The following is a 15450-nucleotide window of genomic DNA, read 5'->3' on the forward strand; positions in this document are numbered from 1 at the left end:
GGGGCTAAAGCCCCACGAGGCGCTTTTCCTCCCCGCGCTAAAGCGACGGGGATTCCAAGCTACCGAAAGTTTTACTTGATTTTTCGTGCGGCGAATCGAAATGTTTACAGTTTGTCAAACTTATGTAAAATGATAAAGTGTTCGGTTTCCGATTTTACAGTGCGGGAACGAACCCATTTTTCTCTTATTTCCTTTGCCGTTTTACCATCACGAAGCCAACCATGAACGTAATGACCACCATGAGGCAGCGTTTCGGGATTTTTCTAACAGCCATGCTGCTAGCCGTCGGCAGTTGGTTGGGTTTTGTTTCTCCAGCAGCTGCCGAAACCCACACAGTCAAGATGGGTTCCGATAGCTTTTCTTTGGTTTACGTACCCAGCGAAATCGACATCCAACCTGGAGATACGATTAAATTTATCAATAACAAAATTCCTCCCCACAACGTTATCTTCGATCCAGCGGATATGCCAGCACCGGAACTAGCCGACCAGCTATCTCACAAAGGGCTGATGTATGCCGCCGGCGATAGCTTTGAGGTGACTTTCCCCGAGGATGCGCCTGCTGGCAAATACGGATTCTACTGCCAACCCCACCGCGGTGCCGGTATGGTTGGTCAGGTTATCGTGTCCGAGTCTTAATTTTTCCAAACAACAAACGGTCAACATAGCATGTTGTTGCTTCTCCCTATAAGATTTCTACACCCAGTAGCTCACCTGATAGCAAGTTTTGTAGGGAGAAGTCTGGGGAACATGGTGGGAGAGTTGCTGGTCTATCTCTCGCCATTTCCCTATCTTTCCCCTTTCCCAAACTCCTAGGGCATCGAAAAACAAGTGCGCTACAGTAGGATTAGGTTAGGTTTGTACGCAGAGGAAAAACACCGGTGCTGCCCATAGGAGATGACAATCCCACCAATCGAACTTCTTTCGTTGTTTATGTACTCATTGGTCTGAATGTATTTATATTCGGACACCAACTTGGCTTGAGCCAACCAGAGCTCAGAGAATTTTTTGCCACCTGGGCGATTGTGCCTGCCCAGCTAACCGCTAGCTTTCGCGGAGAACCATCGGTGCCAGCTATGGTGCCCGAATGGGTAACATTGGTTTCTTCCCAATTCCTGCATGGAGGTTTTCTCCACCTGGGTGGGAATATGTTATTTTTATGGATTTTTGGTAACAATATCGAAGACCGTTTGGGACATACGCGCTTTGCGATTTTTTATATTTTGTGTGGTATTTTAGCTGGATTGAGTCAGTGGCTTATTTCCCAAGACTCCGCCGTTCCTTTGTTGGGAGCTTCGGGTGCGATCGCAGGGGTCATGGGTGCCTACATTATTCGCTTTCCTGGTGCCAAAGTCCTGACTCTAGTCTTTTTGGGCTTTTTTATCACGACGATTTACTTACCTGCTGTGGTCTATCTGGGATTTTGGTTTCTCCAACAAGCTTTTCTCGGGCTGGCAGGGTTGAACCTTGGTGGCGGCGAACAAACAGGGGGGGTTGCCTATTGGGCACACGCTGGGGGATTTGTGTTTGGCATTCTTCTAGCACCTTTGTTGGGCTTGTTTCGCGATGAAAGATAGCCACGCAACGCTCGCTCGTAGCCCCTATCGATGCGAAGAATTGGAAACTTGCGCTTGTTGGGAATACTGGGAAGATAGAGCGGTTTCTGAAGCCGCCGTACGCTCTGTGGAGGTGCCTTCGAGTTCGTCGTCGTAGCTGCTAGCCGGCACCGATATTTCGACGCCATTGATAGCAACCCCGAGGATGGGCATTTCCTCGTCTTCTTCCACCTCCGTTAGCGGATCGATGAACTCCGATACCAGTCCCGGTTTGGTATGTTGCGGGCGCGTTACCAAGAGCATGCCATCGGTATAGGGGTTCACCAGCCAGGCGTCGTTGCAGCTACTCAGCGACGGCGTATCCACAATAACAAAATCGAAGCGGTTTTTTACTTCTTGGAGGATGTTTTGCAACTCACTGGATTCCAGCACTGTAGCCGGCTGGCGTTGAAGACCGGGGCTGGGAACTACGTAGAGGTTTTCGACGCTGGGCACCAGTTGCATGCAGCGGTTGAGGTGGTCGTAGTAACGTAATGGTTCGATGGCACTGCTGGCGTCGGAGCGTACGTGCAGTGCTTCGGTTGCCGAAGACGATCGCAGGTCCAATTCCAATAGTAACGTACGCCAACCTGCCCTTGCCGACGCGATCGCCAGATTGTAAGCGGTAAAGGTTTTTCCTTCTCCCGACGACAAACTGGAAATGGTAATGGCGCGCGGCGGTTTTTGGCTTTTGAGGATCAAATTACTGCGCAACTGTTCCCAATACTGCAAATAAGGGGAATAGGGGTCCAAAAAGATGGGCATCTCCTCGCCATCTTCCCATCGAGGGACTTGGGGCAAAATCCCCAAAACTGGAATATCGCGACCGGTGAACGCACCGCGGATTTCTTCCATGGTGTAGAATTTCCCTTCCAAGGCAGAGAGCAAGAAAATAATGCCGCCTCCGAGAAGCAAGCCCAAAAAGCTACCGCCCCCCACCAAGATTAAGGGGCTGGTTTGGGATTCCACTTTGGTGTCTACCCGCACCTCATCGGAAGCAATTCGTAAATTGCTGATGGTTTCTGCCTCCGCTGCCCGGGCATCGAGTAACGAAGACTGGATTTTGTTGTACAGCTGCTTTTTCACCGCTACCTTGTTCGCCAGACGTTCCCGTTCCAACTGCAAGTTGGGAATGTCGGCGTACTCTTGCCGCAGGCGTTGTTCCGTTTTTCTGGCAGCTTCCAATTGCCGCTGCAGGGTATCCCGTTGGGTTTGCAGGCTTACCAGAGCATTGGCCATTTGTTGGCGTGCCGGATCGAGGCTGCTGGCTTGGCGTACGGGTAAATCAGCACCCAAAGGGGCTGTAAGTTCGCTGCCACCAATGACTTCTCGCGCCCGTTGCTGGAGTAAATTTTCTAAAGCTTGTTTTTGTTTTTCCAGTTCCACCATTTGTGGGTGTTGGGGTTGCAACCTTTCCCTGAGAATGCTCATTTGCGTTTCTACTTGCGACAGGCGCGATCGCAGGTTGGCTACAATTGAGTCAGCACTGAGCGCTTGCGCCACATAAGCCTGGTCGGGCGTCATGCCCAAACGTTGGGACAAACTCTGGATTTGCTGGTTGACCCCTTCTAGCTGTAGCGATATTTGCCGCTGTTGCTGTTCGCTGGAGGTAATTGCCTGGACGTAGCTTCCTTCTTTGGCCGAAATAATGGCAGCGCCCTTCACCCGCTCGAACCTCTCCAAGGCTGCCTGGGCGTCTTCCAATTCCGAACGCACCTCAGGCAAGCGTTCTTCTAACGATTCAATAATGCTTTTCAAGCGACTTACGTTCAGCAAGCGACTTTGCTCCACCATCGCTTCCATCAATGCTCTGACCGCTGTTTCGGCTCTGTCCCGCTCGCGATCGCGAAAACTCACTCTTACCGCTTGCTCGCTATCTTCTCCAGGTAAATCCAAATTGGTGCGGTTGTAAACTTGCTGGGCAGGTAAGTTCACTTGATTGGCTACTGCCACAATGACATTATCTTCCAGCAGCACTTCCTGGCTTAGCTGTTTGCCGCGTTGTAAAATTTGTTCTCCGGTAGCAGACACCGTTGCCGGACTGCTATTTTGCGTCAGCACACCGCGGGCTACGTAGCTTTTGGAAGGTGGGTCTTGTAAAAAAGCCATCAGACCCGAACCGGAAGCCACCAAAATAAAAATAATGGTGCCTACCCATTTGTATTTGCCAAGGGCAATGAAATAGCGCTTTACGATGGAAGGAGCCATAGGATTGTTGAGGTGAATAGGAGAACGAGGTGAAAAAGGGAGCGAGGGGGAAAGGGAGAAGAGAAAGCCGTTAATTTTCTACATGCCTACTTTCCATTTTGCAACCTACAGCGGGCCATGGAAACAATCTTGGGAAAAATCTTTATGAAATCGTTTAGTTATCATTATTGTCTATCCCCCTGGTAGGTCCGAACAAGTTTTCTGTGCTTTCCCGTAAAGAATCGAAAAACAGTAAAAAGCCTAAGACATCCCGGAAAGGTTGGGTGAAAGTATTGAGAAAGTTGGTTAGTTTGCTAATGAAGTTGCGACCGATAATTACCACATCGTTTTCCCGCAGCAAAATATCGTGTTCTGGATGGCCGCGCAAAGCTTTTTCGCCGTCAATAGAGCGCTGTACGGCTTGTTGGGTTTCTCGATCGAAGCGAATGAGGGCAATATCGTCCAAATCGGCGGTTTGCAACGGTACGTTGTTGAGCAAGTTGGCAAAGGTACTGCCGCTGGGTAGGGTTTGGACGCCAGCAGCGCCGGCAGGACGGCTGAGAACGCGCACTTGAATTTGCGGTTTGGCGAGATTGGATTCGGCGACTAGGGTTTGATTGTAGTTTTGCTCTTCTCCGGGTTCCAGTTCGGGAACGACAATGGAATCGCCACTAATGAGGCGGACTTCGGGCAAATCGTTGCCTTCAACCAAGGGCGTGAACAAATTGACAGTAAACTCGGCGACGGAACCGTCTTCTTGCTGCCGGCGGACGCGGACTTGCTTGAGATTGGCTTCAGTGGTGACACCGCCAGCGTTGAGAATAGCATTGACCAAAGCCCGGGGATTGGGTTCTAGATTGTAAAATCCTGGTTGGGCCACTTCGCCGATGACGGTTACTTCAATGGGTTGTTGGGGCGCAGAGAGAAAGGTATTGGCGGCAAATTGGTAGTCGTAGTCCTGCCGACGGTCGGAGGGAATTTCCGGCAGTACGATGGTGTCTTCGTCTTCCAGGCGCAGTTTGGGAAAGGGATTGCCGTTTTTGAGCGGGGTTAATAAATCCACTTCTTCTTCGATGATTCTGCCATCTGGGAGGCGGCGTTGGACGATGACCCGTTCTAAGTTGGCTTCGCTGGTGGCACCACCGGCAGCGCGAATGGCTGCAGCTAGGTTGGGAGTGGAGAGGGGATAGAACCCCGGTTGGGTCACTTCTCCGGTTACGGTGACTTCCACCGGGCGTCGCGCCAAGACTTCTACACTCACTTCGGGGTTGACGATAAATTCTTGCAGGCGTTGGGTAATTTCTTGTTGGACGGTTTCGGTGGTGAGTCGTTCCACGCGAAGGGCACCCAGCAGGGGCATGACAATTTTGCCTTGGGGATTGACGGCGGTGGTGATGGACAGTTCGGGAAATCGCCGTACTTGAATAAAAATTTGGTCGCCGGCACCGAGGCGATATTCTTCAAAAGCTGGGGAAATGCCGGGTCCAAAGGTGGGAGGTCGGCGGTTGGGGAGTTTTTCTGGGGAAATAATCGGGGCAAGTTGCTGCGGTCGTTGGGGTTCTTTGGTGCCTTCGTGCCAACCCGGTGAGCTGATGGCAGGGGAAGATTCGCTTTCTGGGGGGGATTGGCTGTAGCTGGGGGGAAGTTTGACCAAAAATGCGATCGCGAGGAGGGGCCAAAACCAGCTTCCCCTAGCAGTTGCGATCGCTAGCCGAAAAAGGTATGAATGGGATTTGAAAGGTTTCAAAGAGTTCATAAAAAGAATCGCAAGAGGGGAATATGCCGAGAACGCCTGACGAATACGCAATTCATTTATTCCTAGATACCGGTCATCGGGAAGAAGTTCGCTTTTCCAACATTCAGGATTTTCAAAAATGGTACAGTAGCGAACTCATGCCCAAATCCCAATCAGATGATTTTATTAACGTTCCCTTGAAGACCATTCAAGGAGAATACATGGTTGTCCGTCCATCGCGGGTGGCGGCCATTCGGGTGGAACCGATTTTTAACTCCAGCGTCGATCGTTCCTTTGCGGAATAAAAGTTGGTCCCGAAGTGCTTCCAAATACGGCTGGTGGGGAAGGGGGGTTGGCGATCGCCGTTGGTGGTCCCACCAGCTACGGTGCGGTTTCCCTGCTTAAAATAGGAAAAACCGATACAATCGTCAAAAGACCTTAAAAAATTTAAATTCATTTTCCTTTTCCCAAGCTGGGAAATTTGGGTACCTTGGAAGTTCGGTCCTATCGCTGCCCAAGGGAAGCTTCGCCAGCGATCGCGGGGGGGAAAGTCTTGGATCTCCGCCCGTAGCCCGCTGGGTTGACATACCTAGACCTGTGTTAGAACCGTCACAAATGCTCCTAGATTGGATAGCCAGAAACCTTTTTGCCTATGGAAGCGCCCTTTGACGTTACCCTGTTGATGATTGTGACCGTCGTCGCAGGCATCAGTGCTCAAGTTCTGGCTGACCGCTTCCGCGTTCCTGGCATTGTTCTTTTGTTGCTGTTTGGCATCATTTTGGGACCGGATTGTCTCGGTTGGTTGCGCCCGCAGCTGCTTGGTGACGGTCTGGAAGTGATTGTATCCCTTTCCGTGGCCATTATTCTCTTTGAAGGGGGGCTCAATCTCAACCTGAGAGAACTAGGAAGAGTATCGGGCAGCTTGCGCAACTTGGTGACTGTCGGTACCCTCATCACCCTCGTAGGCGGTGGCCTGGCAGCGCACTATTTAGGCGAATTTCCCTGGCCAATTGCCTTTCTCTATGCCTCGTTGGTGGTGGTGACCGGACCCACGGTGATTGGTCCTCTCCTCAAACACGTACCGGTAGACCGCCAAGTAGCTACCCTTTTGGAAGGAGAAGGGGTACTCATCGACCCAGTAGGTGCAATTTTAGCCGTTTTGGTCTTGGATTTGGTCCTCAACGGCGATGCCGACCCCCTACGAGTTCTCACTGGTCTGCTAATTCGCTTGTTCATTGGCGCTGGAATTGGGGCTGCTGGTGGCGCTTTTTTGGGCGTTTTCCTGCGGCGGGCGAGTTTTCTGTCGGAAGACCTGAAAAATCTCGTGGTTTTGGCGGGCTTGTGGGCGCTGTTTGGTCTGGGGCAGGAAATCCTCAGCGAGTCGGGGTTGATGGCTACTGTGGTCGCTGGCATGGTCTTGCGTGCCTATGGCTTGCCGGAAGAACGCCTGTTGCGGCGGTTTAAATCCCAGCTAACCATTCTGGCAGTGTCGGTGCTGTTCATTTTGTTGGCGGCGGACCTGTCTCTGGCTAGTTTGGTGGTGTTGGGATGGGGTGGTGTCGCCACGGTTTTGGTGTTGATGTTTGTGGTGCGCCCCCTTAATGTGGCTATTTGCACCTGGAAAAGCCCCCTCAACTGGCGACAGAAGCTCTTTGTGGCTTGGGTGGGTCCCCGCGGTATTGTTTCGGCTTCGGTATCTTCTCTGTTTGCCATCTTGCTGACGGAACGGGGCATTAACGGTGGGGATTCCATTAAAGCTTTGGTCTTTCTCACCATTATCATGACGGTCTTAACTCAAGGCTTGAGTGCCGGTGCCCTGGCGAATTTTTTGCAAATTACTGCCACCAAAGCTAAAGGTGCCCTCATCGTTGGTTCCAATCCCCTTAGCCGTTTGATTGCCCGTCTGTTTAAAGAACGCAATGAATCTGTGGTTCTCATCGATACCAACCCGGAGGCTGCTAAAGAAGCGGAACAAGAAGATTTCCGGGTGTTTCTCAACAGTGCCATGGATACGGAAGTGCTCGAAGAAGCGGGATTGGAGGATTTGGGCACTTTCCTGGCGATGACCAAAAATGGTGAGGTGAATTTGGTGCTGGCGCAGCGTGCCATTGAAGAGTTCAATCCCCCCAGAGTTTTGGCGGTGTTCCCCCGCGACCCACAAGCGAGAATTCCTGCCAACAAAACCAAAATTCGCCAGGCACTCATTCCCGATTTGCCCCTGAAAACTTGGAACCAGTACCTCACCGATGGGGAGGTGAAGTTGGGGGAAACCTCCCTCAAAGAACGGGGATTTGCTTTTCAGGTCGCCCATTTACAGGCTTTGATTCACGCGGGCGCTATGATGCCTTTGCTCATCGAACGTCAGGGGGTTTTGCAGGTGGTCATTGCGAACGAATCCTGGCAACCGGGCGATCGCATTATTTACCTATTCCACGCTCCCAAACCCAAACTGCTCAAACGCCTCTCTGGTGGCAATCAATCCCATTTGACGGTGGAAAAACTACAGGAAGTGGAAGAAATCGACATTCCCGAATCCGCCCTCGATGCCCCAGTCACCACCGATAAAAAGCGGAAAAAGCGCCAATCCAAAGAACAAACCACCACCAATTCCTCTGGAGGGCAACCACCAGTCACTTCCAAAAATTCCCATCACAAGCAAGCCCCCATTTCCTGAACCCGCTATTGCAAATACGCCGCCCAGGTTTTAACAATCTCCGGCGAACCGTACCAAGTACCGGATTTGGGCGAATGATGCACTGGTTCTAAAATCAAATTCTCCGCCCCTTGCAAATGGGCGGCGCTAATGGGGGTGATGCCGTCTCCCCAGGTGTTGCCTTGGTTGCAGGTGATTTTGTAGCTGTTGAACGCCAACCATTGCCCCGGACGACGTTTGCCGTAAATGGCCTTCCCTGCCACGCATACGTAGCGTACATCGGGCGCATAAAAAGCACCAGGATAGTTGTTATTGACAAAATCTAGATTTTTGCGCGTCCAGCGCTCGTAGCTGGTATGGGGCGTTCCCAAACAAACCAAGGTAGATACTTGAGGATATGCATACCATAAATTGGCATTTTCGTCAACATCCCCATGAATGGTATAGGGCTTGCTTCCCATATAAATACGGGCAATCCAACCACCCGCCGAGTGTCCCACCAAATTAATTTTATCGGTTTGGTACCGTTCCAGAGTTTCTTGCACCGTTCGATCTAACAGGCGCAAAATGGGCACCATAGAACGCCCGCCTACCGTAGGAAACCAATTGCGAACGCGCACGGGTACCACCTGGGTGGGAAATCCCAACGCCTGTAGGTGTTGTTGCATGGGATAGTATTCTCTCGCGGCAGCCAGATAGCCTGGCAGAATTACAGTGGGTCGTTTTTCATTGTCCATAGCACGATCGGGTTTTCTAAAAATCGCGAAGGTTTTTGATAGGGGTGTAGAACGGATTCCGCTACAATCGAAACAAATATTAACAAATGTTTCCCATCCCTGGATAAAGATTCTAAACCATGAGCTATCTGATTATCGGTGCGAGCCTCAACCCAGAAAGCAACAGCCAAATTTTAGCCGAGCGATCGCAAGCACTGCTACAAGAGCAAAATCATGATGTACAACGGTTGGATTTGAGAAAAATCGAACTGCCCATGTGCGACGGCAGTTCCGCCTACGCCCATCCCAACGTGGCAGAACTCGCTAACACCATTGCCCAAGCATCCGCCCTCGTAGTGGCAACCCCAATTTATAACTACGACGTTAACGCCAATATCAAAAACTTACTGGAACTCACCGGCAAATCCTGGAACCAAAAAATCGTGGGTTTCCTGTGTGCCGCCGGCGGTAAAGGTAGCTACATGTCGGTAATGCCCTTTGCCAATAGCCTGATGCTAGACTTTCGCTGTTTGATAATTCCTAGGTTCGTTTACGCCACTGGCGACGCCTTTGAAAGTGGCAAAATTGTAGACGAAACCATCGAACAGCGATTGGTAGAATTTCGCGATCGCTTGGTGGAAATTACCGAAGCCCTCACCAAACCCGTTCCCATCTCCAGCTAAATTTCGCAATTTCGGCGTTCTTGAGGAAAAATTTTTTATGAACTGCATCTTCGTTCCCTGGCTGCACATGCACCAACCCCCCATTTGGTCGCCAGACAAAGAACCACCTTACTGGGGAAATCTGGAAAAAATGCTCAACGCCGAACCCAACTCCGAAGAAGCCTGGAACGCACAATGGTTCGCCCAAGCCTATAAAAATCCCGCCGCCTATGCGGAAAAACTCAGCAACGAAGGCTACTCTCCCCGCATGATGGTAGATTATTCCGGGATTTTGCTAGAAGAACTGGCACATCTGTCGCAAAACGGCACCTTTGCCAACCTACATGTCAACGGCGAACCCATCGGCGATGTTATCGAACTGTGGCGGCGGGTTTTGGATACCTATCCCGATGCTATTGAATTTGCTGGTACGGCGTACAGCCACTGTTACTTTCCCACCACCCCCGAACGGGATTGGGAAGCGCAAATTCAGCAGTGGCGACGGGTTTTTGCGGATTTGTTCGGCGAGAAAGCCCTAGCGCGGGTAAGAGGATTCTGGCTGCCGGAAATGGGGATGATGGGCGAGTCACCAGCGGCACTGCGGTTGATTCGCCTGTTGAAACAATACGGTTATGAATGGTTGATTTTGCCCCATTCGGCATTGCAGTATCCGCCGGAGTGGCATACGGCAGAGGTAGAAAATCGCCTGCATTGGTTGGTAGTGGAAGCCAATGGGGAACGCGATCGCATTTTGTGCGTTGTGCGAGATACGGAAATGGGGATTCGCCAGCAAAGCGGGCAAAACGCCGATGGTTGTATTGGCGATATTCGCGATCGCGCTAGCAAACTTGCCTCCGATGATGTAGAAATACCGCCGTTGGTGGTACCCACTTCCGACGGGGAAAACGGCAACGTGATGATGTTTGAATATTTCCCCAACACGTTTGAGCCTTTGGTACGGCAAGCCGCGTCTCTATCGGATGTTACTTTAGCAACCGTGAGCGAGTATATCGATCGCTACCAAGGCGATCCCACCGACGAACCCACAGAAGTACGATTGCGCGAAGCTGGTGGTTCCTGGATTGGCAGCCACGAAAGCTGGGAAAAAGGCGATCGCAGGCAGCAGGTCAGCGCCGCCATTGACAAACTTTCTGCGGATTTTGCCCAAGCCATGGCGGAAAATAAATTATCCCCCGAACAAAGCCATGCCGCCCGTCAAGCTCTGCTATTATGCGAAACGAGCTGTTTTGTCTACTGGAATCAATCTTTTTGGTTCGACCAAGCGGAGTATTTTCTAGATTGGGCGCGTGGGAAATTGCAGGTTTAGAAGCATCAGAGTGTCGGGGCGTCGGGGCGTCGGAGCATCGGGGCGTCGGAGCATCGGGGCATCGGAGAAAACAACCAATTATATCTCCCAGGCTCCCAGGCTCCCAAGCTCCCAGGCTCCCAAGCTCCCAGGCTCCCAAGCTCCCAGGCTCCCAAGCTCCCAGGCTCCCACGCACCCACGCACCCACGCACCCACGCACCCACGCACCCACATTCCCACCCTTTCCCTAACTGACAATAGAACCCACCATGAACCAGGCTTCTTCCTACAATCCATCCAATAGCCAAATTCGCTATGTCATCCCTTCCAAACCCAACCGCCAATCCACGTGGCTGGCTGTGGTGTTGTCGGTAGGGATGCACGGATTGTTTTTTGCTACCATTTTGCCGAATTTGGAGTTTGCCGATTCTGAAGAAGCGAGCCTAGAACCACCGCCTTCTGTTGACATGGTGGAACTTTCGCCGCAACAACAACAGCGTTTGCCGGATTTTTCCGCGAATTTGCCGGATTTTTCTAGCTCTCCTACCCCGCAAACCTCTGGTTCTTCCCGTTTGTTTCCTCCCCTGCCGCCTTTGCCTTCTCCCGATACCTCGCCGCTACCGCAAACCGAGTACACGCCACCGCAGACGTTTAATTATGCCACCGGGAACAACAATCGCTCTACACCGGTTCCCCAGCCAACGCAAGTGCCTGCACCTTCTGCCACTTCCGATACTTCTACATCCGGAGAAACGGAGGTTTCCCCTACACCAGAGGCAACCCAGGAAGGGTCTTCGCCGCCACCATCGCCTGTTTTTACTTCTCCTGCCCATAAAATTGCCGCAGGTCCAATGCCGCCGGATACTCTGGCATCGCCGCCGCCAGCTACGCCGGAATCTTCCCCTTCACCAGCAGCATCCGCTGGTAGTTCCCAAAGCCCCACTCCTTCCATTTTGAATGAAGACCTTAATGCCGAAGATATTTCCCCGGAACGTCGGGAACAGTTGCAGGCGTTGTTGGAAGATGCGCGTCAGGAACGTTTGGGCGAGCAGCGATCGCAATCGACTGCCCAACGGGGAGAAGCCATGGCGGATTCGCTAGAGGCTTATCTCGATTGGATGGAAAGCTTGCGTTCCAATTATCCCCAAGTCGAAGATACATCAGCGAAGACGGTGACAGATTTTTATCCGGCAGCGGCTTGCGAATCGCAACTGCAAGGAAAAGCGGTTGTGGGTGTTTTGGTCGGTTCTGGGGGAGAATTTTTAGAAGGACCGGTGTTGTTGAATTCTTCTGAGTCAGATATTCTCGATCGAGCGGCTGTGAACTATGTGAAAGAGCAAAATTTCTCCTCACCAGATGCCCCTCAAGCCTATTGGGTTGCGTTTGATTTTCAATACGCCGAGAAACAATGTACGGAAATAAACTAGAATGAAGTAAAGAATTGCAATAATTGGTTGACTTTTGGAGATTTTATGGTAATTAAACAACGAAGCCATCGTGCTGGCTTGGTGGGAAAATTTCTGCTGGGGATGGCGCTAGCAGTATTGCTGTCTTTTCCTCTATCCCAGTCGGTATTTGCCAGGGAAAATAGCACTTTGACGGTGGAAGTTAAGGGATTGAAAAATCAACAGGGGCAAGTTTGCATGGCACTGTTTAACAGCAGCCGTGGCTTTCCCCAAGACCGGGAAAATGCGTACTATACCAAATGTACCTCGATTAGCGATCGCCCTTTAAAAATAGAAATCCCCGATTTGCCCTGGGGAAATTATGCCCTGGGATTATTCCACGATGAAAATGCTGATTCTGAAATCGATACCAATTTTATCGGTGCCCCCAAAGAAGGATTTGGCTTTTCCAACAATCCCCAAATGCGCACGCGACCGGCGAATTTCGGCGAAGCTATGTTTGTGGTTGGTGGCAGGAATACCAAGATAGGCATCGAAATGCAGTATCCCTACGGGGGGTCTAGCAGTTAAGTTTTCGGTTTAACCAAAATTTATTATCTATAGCAGGGATAAGGAACTGAGTTTCTTTATCCCTTTTTTATTGCTATTTTTATATATTTCTATTTAGTTATTTATGGCTAATTCTTCAGTAGATTTCGGGGTTTTTCCGATCGCAGTAAAAAGGTATGATAGGATCTAAATACCAAAAACCGAGCGGATTACCGGAGATAATCCGAAAAATAGGTGATATTTCCTACTTTTTGTGGTAGGAATCGTTTGCCACATTCCTCTGCACTAGCAAGTCAGAGGGTGAATAGCTCCTAACTGAATTGCCGTTATCAAAAAAACTGCGATCGCGAATTGACTATGACCAACACCACAACATCGCCAGATTCCCAAACCAAACAATCCAAATTAGAAGGCATCAAAGCCAACAGTAACTTTTTGCGCGAACCGGTTGCCACAGAACTACAAGAAGACAGCGACCATTTTTCCAAAGATGGCGTACAAATTCTCAAATTCCACGGTTCTTACCAACAAGACAACCGGGATAATCGCCAAAAAGGGCAAGGCAAAGATTATCAATTTATGCTGCGTACGCGCAGCCCCGGCGGTATCATGCCGGCACAACTATACTTGACCTTAGACCGTTTGTCTAGCCAATACGCCAACAACACGCTGCGGGTCACCACCCGTCAGGGATTTCAGCTACATGGGATTTTAAAAAAGAATCTCAAAACAGTAATTTCCGATATTGTGCGCAATTTGGGGTCTACCCTGGGTGCCTGCGGCGACTTGAACCGCAACGTCATGGCACCGCCAGCGCCCTATAAAAATCGCCCCGAATACCAATATGCCTGGGAATATGCCAACAATATTGCCGATTTGCTCAGTCCGCAAACGGGGGCATACTACGAAATTTGGCTGGATGGCGAAAAAGCCATTTCCTCAGAAGCTGCCCCGGAAGTAAAAGCAGCTAGGGAACGCGACGGCAACGGCACCATTTTCCATAGCGGCGAAGAACCCATTTACGGCACCCAATACATGCCCCGCAAGTTTAAGTGTGCGGTGACGGTGCCTGGGGATAACGCCGTGGATATCTACACCCAGGATGTGGGTTTTGTGACCATTATGGACGAAAACCAGCAGTTGCAAGGGTTTAACGTCATCGTCGGCGGCGGCATGGGTCGCACCCACAACAAGGAAGACACGTTTGCGCGCATGGGCGATCCCCTGGGCTACGTTGCCAAAGAAGATGTTTACGATTTGATGAAAGCGATCGTGGCAACCCAGCGAGATTACGGCGAACGCTACCAGCGGCGCAACGCTCGCATGAAATACTTATTGTACGAGTGGGGTGTGGAGAAATTCCGCCAGAAGGTAGAAGCATATTTCGGCAAATCCCTAGAACCGTTCAAGCCGCTACCGGAGTTTCGTTACGAAGACTATCTAGGTTGGCACGAACAGGGGGATGGCAAGCTGTTTGTAGGCGTTTCCATTGAAAATGGGCGCATTCAGGATACGGATTCGCTGCAGTTGAAAACGGCGCTGCGTAAAATTGTGGAGAAATTCCAAATTCCCCTGCGGCTAACTCCCAACCACAACGTGATTCTGTACGAAATTGCGCCAGAATATCGCGACGAAATCCAAAGCATCCTCAGCAGCCACGGGGTGCAAAGCCACGAGGAAATCGATCCGTTGGTGCGGTATTCCATGGCTTGCCCGGCGTTGCCTACTTGCGGTTTGGCGATTACCGAGTCGGAACGGCAGTTGCCAGGATTTTTGGGGCGCATTCGGACTTTGCTGAACCGGATGGGTTTGCAAGACGAGCAGTTTACCATTCGGATGACCGGTTGCCCCAACGGTTGCTCTCGCCCGTATATGGCGGAGTTGGCATTTGTCGGTAGCATGCCGGGTGCCTATCAAGTTTGGCTGGGCGGTTCCTTTGACCAAACCCGCTTGGCGGAACCGATTTGCGATCGCATGCGGAATGAGGAGTTGGAACAGTTCCTCGAACCCATTTTTGCCTATTTCAAGCGGGAGAGGAAACCCGGTGAAAATTTCGGCGATTTCTGCCATCGGGTCGGTTTTGATGCCATTCAGCAGTTTCGCGAAACCTATGAGTTGGGTTCGGAGGATGCTTCGACTTCGCTCAGCACAGGCGCTTCGGCTTCGGTCGATGGAAGTAATTTGGAATCGGTCGATGCAGGCAGCAATGGCAACGGTCGCTCTCGTAGCAGGAAAACCCGCCATCGCATCAACATTCGCAATGACATTTACCCGCAGTTGAAGGCGGAAGCCAGCCGTCGCGGTCAGCCGATGAGTGAGTTGGTTTACGAGGCGCTGAAGGCTTATTTGGGTAGCGAACAACGGCAGTAATACCAAATCCGACACGCATAGACCACAAAATTTATTGTACCGTCCCCCTTAACAAGGGGGACCATAGGGGGTTCCCTCTTCATGAAAGAGCGGGTCTACTTAGAGCGGATTTGATACAACATAGTTTGGTAGGGTCGATCGCGATCGCCCCTACGGCTTATTTTGTGGTAGGCAAAAACGATAACGCAAATTAACGTCAAGATGGTGATGAGAACGTTTAAAAAGCGATCGCACCAGATTGTAGATTGTAGGGTGGGCAATGCCCACCCTAC

At 51.0% G+C, this 15450-nt stretch carries 13 protein-coding genes; 10 read left to right on the forward strand and 3 right to left on the reverse strand.

Translation table 11 applies throughout. The features are described from left to right. Positions 1-221 precede the first annotated feature (221 nt). Together petE and AS151_RS19405 are read left to right on the forward strand one after the other, a co-directional pair. Entirely contained in the window at positions 222-638 is a 417-nt protein-coding gene (gene petE / locus AS151_RS19400; RefSeq protein WP_071518721.1) for a plastocyanin, read from the forward strand. A gap of 242 nt (positions 639-880) precedes the next feature. Next, entirely contained in the window at positions 881-1576 is a 696-nt protein-coding gene (locus AS151_RS19405; RefSeq protein WP_071518722.1) for a rhomboid family intramembrane serine protease, read from the forward strand. Between the two features lie 24 nt (positions 1577-1600). On the opposite strand, the gene AS151_RS19410 is transcribed toward AS151_RS19405, so the two are convergent. Together AS151_RS19410 and AS151_RS19415 are read right to left on the reverse strand one after the other, a co-directional pair. Next, the gene (locus AS151_RS19410) at positions 1601-3802 is read right to left on the reverse strand and encodes a tyrosine-protein kinase domain-containing protein (RefSeq protein ID WP_071518723.1); all 2202 of its coding nucleotides are present in this window, start codon (positions 3800-3802) and stop codon (positions 1601-1603) included. Between the two features lie 154 nt (positions 3803-3956). Beyond that, complete coding sequence (locus tag AS151_RS19415; RefSeq protein WP_084639783.1) at positions 3957-5537, reverse strand: polysaccharide biosynthesis/export family protein; 1581 nt, start codon at positions 5535-5537, stop codon at positions 3957-3959. A 23-nt stretch (positions 5538-5560) separates the two neighbouring features. Here AS151_RS19415 and AS151_RS19420 point away from each other — a divergent pair, with 23 nt between their 5' ends. The 3 genes from AS151_RS19420 (at position 5561) to AS151_RS19425 (ending at position 8190) form a co-directional block, all read left to right on the forward strand. After that, complete coding sequence (locus AS151_RS19420) at positions 5561-5821, forward strand: hypothetical protein (RefSeq protein WP_071518724.1); 261 nt, start codon at positions 5561-5563, stop codon at positions 5819-5821. Between the two features lie 14 nt (positions 5822-5835). Then, on the forward strand, positions 5836-5958 hold the full coding sequence (locus AS151_RS23170) for a hypothetical protein (protein WP_275528009.1): 123 nt from the start codon (positions 5836-5838) through the stop codon (positions 5956-5958). A 210-nt stretch (positions 5959-6168) separates the two neighbouring features. Beyond that, complete coding sequence (locus AS151_RS19425) at positions 6169-8190, forward strand: cation:proton antiporter (protein WP_084639785.1); 2022 nt, start codon at positions 6169-6171, stop codon at positions 8188-8190. 5 nt (positions 8191-8195) lie between these two features. On the opposite strand, the gene AS151_RS19430 is transcribed toward AS151_RS19425, so the two are convergent. Next, the gene (locus AS151_RS19430) at positions 8196-8906 is read right to left on the reverse strand and encodes an alpha/beta hydrolase (RefSeq protein ID WP_071518725.1); all 711 of its coding nucleotides are present in this window, start codon (positions 8904-8906) and stop codon (positions 8196-8198) included. 119 nt (positions 8907-9025) lie between these two features. Here AS151_RS19430 and AS151_RS19435 point away from each other — a divergent pair, with 119 nt between their 5' ends. The 5 genes from AS151_RS19435 (at position 9026) to sir (ending at position 15178) form a co-directional block, all read left to right on the forward strand. After that, positions 9026-9568: an NAD(P)H-dependent oxidoreductase gene (locus AS151_RS19435; protein ID WP_071518726.1), complete on the forward strand. Its 543-nt coding sequence runs from the start codon at positions 9026-9028 to the stop codon at positions 9566-9568. A 37-nt stretch (positions 9569-9605) separates the two neighbouring features. Continuing rightward, positions 9606-10874: a glycoside hydrolase gene (locus tag AS151_RS19440; protein ID WP_071518727.1), complete on the forward strand. Its 1269-nt coding sequence runs from the start codon at positions 9606-9608 to the stop codon at positions 10872-10874. A 248-nt stretch (positions 10875-11122) separates the two neighbouring features. Continuing rightward, positions 11123-12280, forward strand: a complete 1158-nt coding sequence (locus AS151_RS21055) for an energy transducer TonB (RefSeq protein ID WP_084639787.1) — start codon at positions 11123-11125, stop codon at positions 12278-12280. A 45-nt stretch (positions 12281-12325) separates the two neighbouring features. Next, complete coding sequence (locus tag AS151_RS19465) at positions 12326-12829, forward strand: DUF2141 domain-containing protein (RefSeq protein WP_071518746.1); 504 nt, start codon at positions 12326-12328, stop codon at positions 12827-12829. Positions 12830-13165: 336 nt separating this feature from the next. Further along, positions 13166-15178 (forward strand): sulfite reductase, ferredoxin dependent, encoded by a 2013-nt coding sequence (gene sir / locus AS151_RS19470; RefSeq protein ID WP_071518732.1) that lies wholly within the window; start codon positions 13166-13168, stop codon positions 15176-15178. Positions 15179-15450: the final 272 nt, after the last annotated feature.

Origin of the sequence: Geitlerinema sp. PCC 9228 (genome assembly GCF_001870905.1) — a bacterium.
In the GTDB taxonomy this organism is placed as follows: domain Bacteria; phylum Cyanobacteriota; class Cyanobacteriia; order Cyanobacteriales; family PCC-9228; genus PCC-9228.

Excerpts from the sequence above, each read along its gene's own strand:
- AS151_RS19440 (WP_071518727.1), top strand. The coding sequence starts at position 9,606 with ATGAACTGCATCTTCGTTCCCTGGCTGCACATGCACCAACCCCCCATT.
- AS151_RS19435 (WP_071518726.1), top strand. The coding sequence starts at position 9,026 with ATGAGCTATCTGATTATCGGTGCGAGCCTCAACCCAGAAAGCAACAGC.
- petE (WP_071518721.1), top strand. The coding sequence starts at position 222 with ATGAACGTAATGACCACCATGAGGCAGCGTTTCGGGATTTTTCTAACA.
- AS151_RS21055 (WP_084639787.1), top strand. The coding sequence starts at position 11,123 with ATGAACCAGGCTTCTTCCTACAATCCATCCAATAGCCAAATTCGCTAT.
- AS151_RS19410 (WP_071518723.1), bottom strand. The coding sequence starts at position 3,802 with ATGGCTCCTTCCATCGTAAAGCGCTATTTCATTGCCCTTGGCAAATAC.
- AS151_RS19420 (WP_071518724.1), top strand. The coding sequence starts at position 5,561 with ATGCCGAGAACGCCTGACGAATACGCAATTCATTTATTCCTAGATACC.
- sir (WP_071518732.1), top strand. The coding sequence starts at position 13,166 with ATGACCAACACCACAACATCGCCAGATTCCCAAACCAAACAATCCAAA.
- AS151_RS19415 (WP_084639783.1), bottom strand. The coding sequence starts at position 5,537 with ATGAACTCTTTGAAACCTTTCAAATCCCATTCATACCTTTTTCGGCTA.
- AS151_RS19465 (WP_071518746.1), top strand. The coding sequence starts at position 12,326 with ATGGTAATTAAACAACGAAGCCATCGTGCTGGCTTGGTGGGAAAATTT.
- AS151_RS19430 (WP_071518725.1), bottom strand. The coding sequence starts at position 8,906 with ATGGACAATGAAAAACGACCCACTGTAATTCTGCCAGGCTATCTGGCT.
- AS151_RS19425 (WP_084639785.1), top strand. The coding sequence starts at position 6,169 with ATGGAAGCGCCCTTTGACGTTACCCTGTTGATGATTGTGACCGTCGTC.